Source organism: bacterium, from assembly GCA_035703895.1.
In the GTDB taxonomy this organism is placed as follows: domain Bacteria; phylum Sysuimicrobiota; class Sysuimicrobiia; order Sysuimicrobiales; family Segetimicrobiaceae; genus Segetimicrobium.
The window spans coordinates 1-6744 of record DASSXJ010000199.1; the positions used below are offsets into that span (position 1 = coordinate 1).

The 6744-nt window shown below is 65.1% G+C and carries 10 protein-coding genes and 1 tRNA gene; all 11 read left to right on the top strand.

What is annotated here, in order from left to right:
* Window positions 1-142, top strand: a 142-nt coding sequence (gene tuf, locus VFP86_13455; GenBank protein ID HET9000644.1) for an elongation factor Tu, incomplete at its 5' end; no start/stop codon positions are given.
* 42 nt (window positions 143-184) lie between these two features.
* Complete coding sequence (gene rpmG, locus VFP86_13460; GenBank protein ID HET9000645.1) at window positions 185-337, top strand: 50S ribosomal protein L33; 153 nt, start codon at window positions 185-187, stop codon at window positions 335-337.
* 17 nt (window positions 338-354) lie between these two features.
* A tRNA-Trp gene (locus VFP86_13465) sits at window positions 355-430 on the top strand.
* A 104-nt stretch (window positions 431-534) separates the two neighbouring features.
* Window positions 535-1512, top strand: coding sequence for a hypothetical protein (locus VFP86_13470; GenBank protein HET9000646.1), 978 nt, complete (start codon window positions 535-537; stop codon window positions 1510-1512).
* A 101-nt stretch (window positions 1513-1613) separates the two neighbouring features.
* Window positions 1614-1973, top strand: a complete 360-nt coding sequence (gene secE, locus VFP86_13475; protein HET9000647.1) for a preprotein translocase subunit SecE — start codon at window positions 1614-1616, stop codon at window positions 1971-1973.
* 251 nt (window positions 1974-2224) lie between these two features.
* Window positions 2225-2797 carry a transcription termination/antitermination protein NusG gene (gene nusG / locus VFP86_13480; protein ID HET9000648.1) on the top strand — a complete coding sequence of 191 codons (573 nt, stop codon included), beginning with the start codon at window positions 2225-2227 and terminating at the stop codon, window positions 2795-2797.
* Window positions 2798-2818: 21 nt separating this feature from the next.
* Complete coding sequence (gene rplK, locus VFP86_13485; protein HET9000649.1) at window positions 2819-3241, top strand: 50S ribosomal protein L11; 423 nt, start codon at window positions 2819-2821, stop codon at window positions 3239-3241.
* Window positions 3242-3261: 20 nt separating this feature from the next.
* Complete coding sequence (rplA, locus tag VFP86_13490) at window positions 3262-3978, top strand: 50S ribosomal protein L1 (protein ID HET9000650.1); 717 nt, start codon at window positions 3262-3264, stop codon at window positions 3976-3978.
* A gap of 266 nt (window positions 3979-4244) precedes the next feature.
* A complete protein-coding gene (gene rplJ / locus VFP86_13495; protein HET9000651.1) occupies window positions 4245-4985 on the top strand; it encodes a 50S ribosomal protein L10 in 741 nt (246 codons plus the stop codon).
* A gap of 74 nt (window positions 4986-5059) precedes the next feature.
* Complete coding sequence (rplL, locus tag VFP86_13500; GenBank protein HET9000652.1) at window positions 5060-5443, top strand: 50S ribosomal protein L7/L12; 384 nt, start codon at window positions 5060-5062, stop codon at window positions 5441-5443.
* Between the two features lie 494 nt (window positions 5444-5937).
* Window positions 5938-6744 (top strand): hypothetical protein (locus VFP86_13505; GenBank protein ID HET9000653.1); only part of this gene is annotated, 807 nt, incomplete at its 3' end.

The following is a 6744-nucleotide window of genomic DNA, read 5'->3' on the forward strand; positions in this document are numbered from 1 at the left end:
GGAGATGGTGATGCCGGGGGACAACGTGACGATGGAGGCGGCGTTGATCACGCCGATCGCGTTGGAGGAAGGGCAGCGGTTCGCGGTGCGGGAGGGGGGCCGGACGGTGGGCGCGGGGGTCGTGGCCAAGATCCTCGACTAACCCCCTGCCGCAGAGGGTAAAGACAACGGTGGAGGAGCACAGATGCCGCGCGATATCATCACTTTGGCGTGTACGGAGTGCAAGCGTCGGAACTACACGACGACGAAGAACAAGAAGAACACCCCCGATCGCGTCGAGCACAGCAAGTACTGCCGGTGGTGTCGAAAGCATACCGCGCACCGGGAGACGCGCTAAGGAGATCATGATCACACAGGGGCGTAGCTCAGTTGGTAGAGCGCCGGTCTCCAAAACCGGTGGTCGGGGGTTCAAGTCCCTCCGCCCCTGCCAGCCCCAGACCGGCGAGGAGGGTCTGTCGGAGGATGCGCCCGACCCCTTCCAACGTCCGGGCCGGGGTTCCGCGGTCGAGCACCGTCCAGATCAGAGCGTGATCCATGCCATATGAAGGGGTCGACCCCTGGAGATGGCAGTACTTCGCCCCGGTCGCCTGTCCTGACCATGTGGTGATCCCGATCGACGACCCCACGGCCTGGCGCCTCTATCCGGCATACCGGTACACCTTCAGCAAGCTCTTTATCTGTGACAGCCAAGGGATCTCCAATGGGCCCCACGGGGTCGGGCCCGCGTCGTTCCCCGTGTTCAGCAAGCCCGCCACCAACCTCCACGGGATGGGGATCGGGGGTCGGGTGATCCGTTCAGCGGTTGAGCTCGAAGCGCACTTTACGCCGGGGCACATGTGGATGGCGCTGCTCACCGGGCGGCATGTCAGCACGGACGTCGCGCTGGTGCGTGGTCGTCCCCGGTGGTGGCGCCACACGACGGGGAGGGCGCTCGCGCGGGGCATGTTCGATTACTGGACGATCCATGCCTGCCCGCGTCCTCGTCTGGAGCGCTACCTCGGCGGCTGGATCGGCCGGCATCTGTGCGGGTTCACCGGCATCGTGAACTTCGAGACGATCGGCGGCAAAATCATCGAATGCCACCTGCGCATGTCGGAGCAGTGGGTGGACATCAATGGACCGGGGTGGCTGGAGAGCGTTGTGCATCTGTACACGGATAACCGGTGGCGATTCTCGCCCCGGCAGAAGACCGGATACAGCGTTGTCCTCTTCGGCCGGCACGATCTCGTGTACACGATCGATCGGGGGGCGGTCGACGCGCTGCGGCGCGCGCCCGGCGTCTCGAGCATTCAGATTACCTTCGATCCGGCCAAGCCCCGCGAACAGCACGCCATGCCCCCGGGGGGGTTCCGGCTGGCGATCGTGAACTGCTGGGACCTTGCCGTGGGACTCGCCGTGCGCGAGCGACTCCGGCGCCTCTTTCTCCCGATCAGCCTCAATGGCTGGCATGTCCCCCAGAAGGACGAGCCGCCTCCACCTGACCGGAGGGTTCGGGCGGAGACCAGCCGCTGACCCTCCGGCGCCCTCCGCGGCCCCGCCGTTGACAGCCGGGGTGGCGCTGGTATAATAATCATAACCGGCAAGAAGTCTTTTTTTGTTTTGGAGGCAACTTCATGGCGCGCGCCAGCGACGGCGTTTCCGGATCTGCGCTCGGCAAGCCGGTGCGAGTCTCCCCGGCAGGGGCACCCGCGTCCGGGGGCGTCTCCACGAAGGGCCCGGACCGTCCGAAGACGGCGGACCGGGGATCCCGGCCGGGGCGGTTCCAGGTTCGACGAGTGGCGCGTCTGTGGGCCGTGGCCGTGCAGTTTCTCACCGATGTCCGGGCGGAGATGAATCGGGTCGCCTGGCCGGACCGTCAAACCGTCATAGCCTCGACGATCGTCGTGTTGTTCGTCCTCATGGTGACAGCAGCGTATCTGGCCGGGTGGGACTTCTTTTTCGCGCAGCTGTTCAGTTATCTCTTTAAACGCTAGCGCGGGCCGGCCGCGAGGGAGCGGAACCCATGGGGGACGAGCGCAACCGACCGCAGGGGGGCAAGCCGGACACGGCAGCCCTCATTCAGAAGCTGTTCCGAGACGAGCCCGAGGAACCCCGGCCGTCCGCCACGGTGGAGGAGGGGCAAGGGGCCGCGTCTTCGGTCGGCGTCGTGACCCCGCCTGACGCCGAAACGGCGGTCCTGGAGCCTGAGGCGGAGGCGGACGGTAGCGCAGCCACCGCGGAGGGCGTGGTCGAGACCCCCCCCGGTCTCGAAGATCAGCCCCCGGCTGCGCGCGATGGCCGCGCATGGTTCGTGATTCACACGTACTCAGGATATGAGAACAAGGTGCGGACCAATCTGGAGCGCCGTGTGGCGTCCATGGCGATGAACGAAAAGATCTTCCGGGTCCTCGTCCCGACCGAAGACGAGATCGAAGTCAAGGATGGAAAACGGCGGATCGCCAAGAAGAAGGTCTTCCCCGGATATGTCCTCGTCGAGATGCTGATGGACGACGACTCCTGGTACGTAGTGCGGAACACCCCCGGCGTGACGGGATTCGTGGGGTCGGGGAGCAAGCCGTTGCCCCTGCAGGATCGCGAGGTCAAGGCGATTCTCCGGCAACTCGGCGATGAGACCCCCAAGTTCCGGATCACCTATCAAAAGGGATCGTCGGTCCGCATCAACTCCGGTCCGTTTATGGACTTCAGCGGGATCGTCGATGAGATTCTCCCTGAGAAGGAAAAGGTGCGCGTGCTGGTGTCGATCTTTGGGCGCGAGACCCCGGTCGAACTGGATTTCGCGCAGGTGGAGAAGATCTAGCGCCGGCGCGCGTGCGGAGGAATCATGAAAAAGGTTGTCGCGATCGTCAAGCTCCAAATCCCGGCGGGCAAAGCGACCCCGGCCCCGCCCGTCGGACCGGCGTTGGGCCAGCACGGCGTCAACATCATGGAGTTCTGCAAAACGTACAACGAGAGGACCGCGCGCCAGGCCGGCACGATCGTCCCCGTCGAGATCACGGTCTTCGCGGACCGGACGTTTACCTTCGTCACCAAGACCCCACCCGCGTCCGTGCTCCTCAAGAAGGCCGCGGGGCTGGAGAAGGGCTCGGGCGAACCCAACAAAAAGAAGCTCGGGAAGGTGACCCGCCGCCAGATCCAGGAGATCGCTGAGACGAAGCTCCAGGATCTGAACACGAAAGATTTGCAGGCGGCGATGCGGATGATCGAGGGGACAGCACGCAGCATGGGCATCGAGGTCGGGTAAACCTCGGGGAGGCACGCACCATGGCGAATCATGGGAAGCGGTATCGAGAAGCAGCGAAGCTCATCCCCGAGGGGCAGTCGTTCGATCCCCAGGCCGCGGTGTCGCTGCTCAAGCAGATGCCGGCGACAAAATTTGACCAGACTATCGAGGTCAGCATGAGGCTCGGGATCGATTCGAAGCAGGCCGATCAACAGGTGCGGGGGACTGTAGTGCTGCCCCATGGGACCGGTAAATCCGTGCGCCTCCTGGTGTTTGCCAAGGGGGAAAAGGTCAAAGAGGCGCAGGAGGCCGGCGCCGATTACGTCGGGCTCGAGGAATACGTGGAGAAGATCCAGGGCGGCTGGCTCGAATTTGACGTGGCCGCTGCGGCGCCCGACGTCATGAACGTGGTCGGGCGGTTGGGTCGCGTGCTCGGCCCGCGGGGCCTCATGCCCAACCCGAAGGCCGGGACCGTCACGTTTGATCTGGCCCGGGCGGTGCGGGAGATCAAGGCCGGCAAGATCGAGTATCGGGTAGACAAGTTCGGGATCCTCCACGTCCCCGTGGGCAAAGCGTCGTTTTCGGAGCAGGCCCTGCTCGAGAATCTCAACACGTTGCTGACCGCGGTGATCCGGGCGAAGCCGGCGGCGAGCAAGGGTCAGTACCTCAAGAGCATCAGCCTGTCCGGGACGATGACGCCGGGCATCCCGATCGATCCGGCCAAGACGGCGGCGCTGGCGGTGGCAGGAGCAGCGTAGATTCGCCCTCCCACGGGTCATGCGAAGCGGCGTTTGACTCGCCGCATTGGCCAGGGTATACTACAGGCGCGCCGGCGAGACCGCGCGCAGCATACGCCGTAGACAACGGGTGCGCGCTACGCGCCTAAGGGTTCCGTAACCGCCCGTCGAGGCTCTCACCAGGAGGCTCCTTGTCTACGGGGGGTCTCTTTTGCTTGCCCTCCGCACGGAGGGTTTACACCCCGCAGGGGGTGCTTGCGCCGCGCATGAGGATTGAGGAGGATCGAATGGCGGACCCGAGGCCCGAGAAAGTCGCGGTGGTCGAAGACCTAGAACGCCGTCTCCGGGCATCGCAGGTGGTCATCCTGACAGACTACCGGGGGCTCACCGTGGATGAGATCGGTGCGCTGCGGGGCCGGCTCCGGGAGGCCAACATCGAGTACCGGGTCGCCAAGAACACCCTGCTCGCCATCGCCGCCGAACGGTGCGGGTACAAGGACCTCTCCCAGTTCCTCTCCGGACCCACCGCGGTCGTGTTCGGGCAGGACGATCCCAGCGTACCAGCGCGTCTGCTTCAAGAGTTCATCCGGCAGTATCGAAAGCTGGAGATCAAAGGCGGAGTGGTGTCGGGAGAGGCGCTGGACGCCGCCGGCATGCGCGCCCTGGCGATCCTGCCGACTCGTATCGAGTTGCTGGCAAGGACGGTCGGGATGATCCAGGCGCCGCTGAGGATGATGGTGTCAGTGCTCAGCGCTCCGGCGCGTGGGCTGGTGACCGCGCTCGACGCGCTGCGCGCGAAGCTTGAGGCGGAGGGTGGAGGGAGCGCACCGGAGGCCGCAACCGCACCAGAAGTCGCGACACCAGGGGGCGCGACCACACCAGAAGCCGCGACCGCACCAGAAGCCGCGACCGCACCAGGGGCCGTGACCGCGCCGGAAGCCGCAACTGCACCGGAGGCCGCGACCGCCCCGGCTGAGTCTGCGCCGGCCACCCCGGCTGAGGTTGCGCCGGCCGAGGGAACCGCATAGTTCCGACTTTGGGGATTGGGGAGGGATGATCCATGGCAGAGAAGATGACCGCAGAGAAGATGACCGCAGAGAAGATGACCGTTGATCAGATTGTGGATACGATCGGGGGGCTGTCCGCGCTGGACCTGTCCAAGCTCGTGAAGGCGCTCGAGGACAAGTTCGGCGTGAGCGCCGCGGCCCCGATGATGGCGATGGCCCCGGCGGGGGGAGCTGCGGGAGGCGCCGCGGCCGCCGCGGTGGAAGAGCAGACCGAGTTTGATGCGGTGCTGACGGCGATCGGCGACAAGAAGATTCAGGTGATCAAGGTCGTGCGGGAGCTGACCGGCCTCGGGTTGAAGGAAGCCAAGGACCTTGTGGATGGGGCCCCCAAGCCGGTCAAGGAGAAGGTCACCAAGCAAGAGGCCGAGACGATCAAGACCAAGTTGACAGAAGTCGGCGCGACTGTCGAGATCAAATAGACCCGGCATCCGCACAGGATGCCCCCACCGCCCCGGCCGTACTCGGCCGCCGGGTCACGGTCAGTTATTGCCCCTTGACGAAAAACCCTGGTCGGTGATAATATACCATTTACTGCGCTAATGCTGGTTACGAACCCACCGCGATCCTGAGGGCATTGCACACTTGCGCCCGTGCGCCGTTTTGACGTGATTTCCGCGTGGAGGCGAAACCCGTGAAGGGAAAGGCCGCACCATCCAAGGCCAGGACCAGGACTGCCGCATCGAAGAAGGGTGCCCGTGTCAAGACGGGTCCGCTTCGCTTTGTCGCCAAGGAGGTCGCTCGATCGAAGCTTCAGGGGTCACCAGGCCCCGGCGGCCGAAAGCGCCATCCTCGTTTGATGAGGACGATCGTGCTGGATACCAAGGCCGAGCGGGCGCCGGTGGCCGTGTTCCAGGCGCCTCCGCAGGCGGCCGAGTCCCACACCGGCGTGCGGACGCTCAAGGGGCTCGGCGAGGTGAAGGTGAGCCGGTACGGCAAGCGGAGCCGGGTTAGCTTCGCCAAGATCCCCGCCGTCCTCGACGTCCCGAATCTCGTCGAGATCCAGCGTGAGTCTTTCAAGTGGTTCTTGAAAGAGGGCATTCGCGAGGTCTTCGAGGAGGTCTCGCCGATCAAGGACTTCACCGGCAACCTGGAGCTCCACTTCGCGGTGGGCCGGCGGCGGTCCCGGACCCCTCAGGAAGACGAGCAGGGGGATCTCCGCCTGGAGTTCGACGGCTACCGGCTGGAGCAGCTGAAGTACTCCGTGGATGAGTGCCGCGAACGCGACTACAACTATAGCGCCGCGCTCAAGGTCCAGGTCCGCCTGGTGATCAAGGAGACCGGCGAGGTCAAAGAGCAGGAAGTCTTCATGGGGGACTTCCCGCTGATGACCGAGCAAGGGACGTTCGTGATCAACGGGGCCGAGCGCGTGGTCGTCAGCCAGCTGGTGCGGTCGCCGGGCGTGTATTACAGCATGTCCCCGGACCCCAATGGGCGGCTGCTCCCCTCCGCCACGGTGATCCCCCATCGGGGCGCCTGGCTGGAACTCGAGATCGACGGCAACAACATCATCTACGTCCGCATCGACCGGACCCGCAAGCTGCCGGTGACGGTGCTGCTGCGCGCGATCTCACAGGCCAAGACCGAAGATCGGCGGGGCGACCATCACGGGCTCACCGGCGACGAGGAGATCCTCAAGTACTACGGAAACGACAAGGCCGTCGCCGCCACGCTGCACAAGGACGACAGCAAGACCCCCGAGGACGCCCTGCTGGCGATCTAC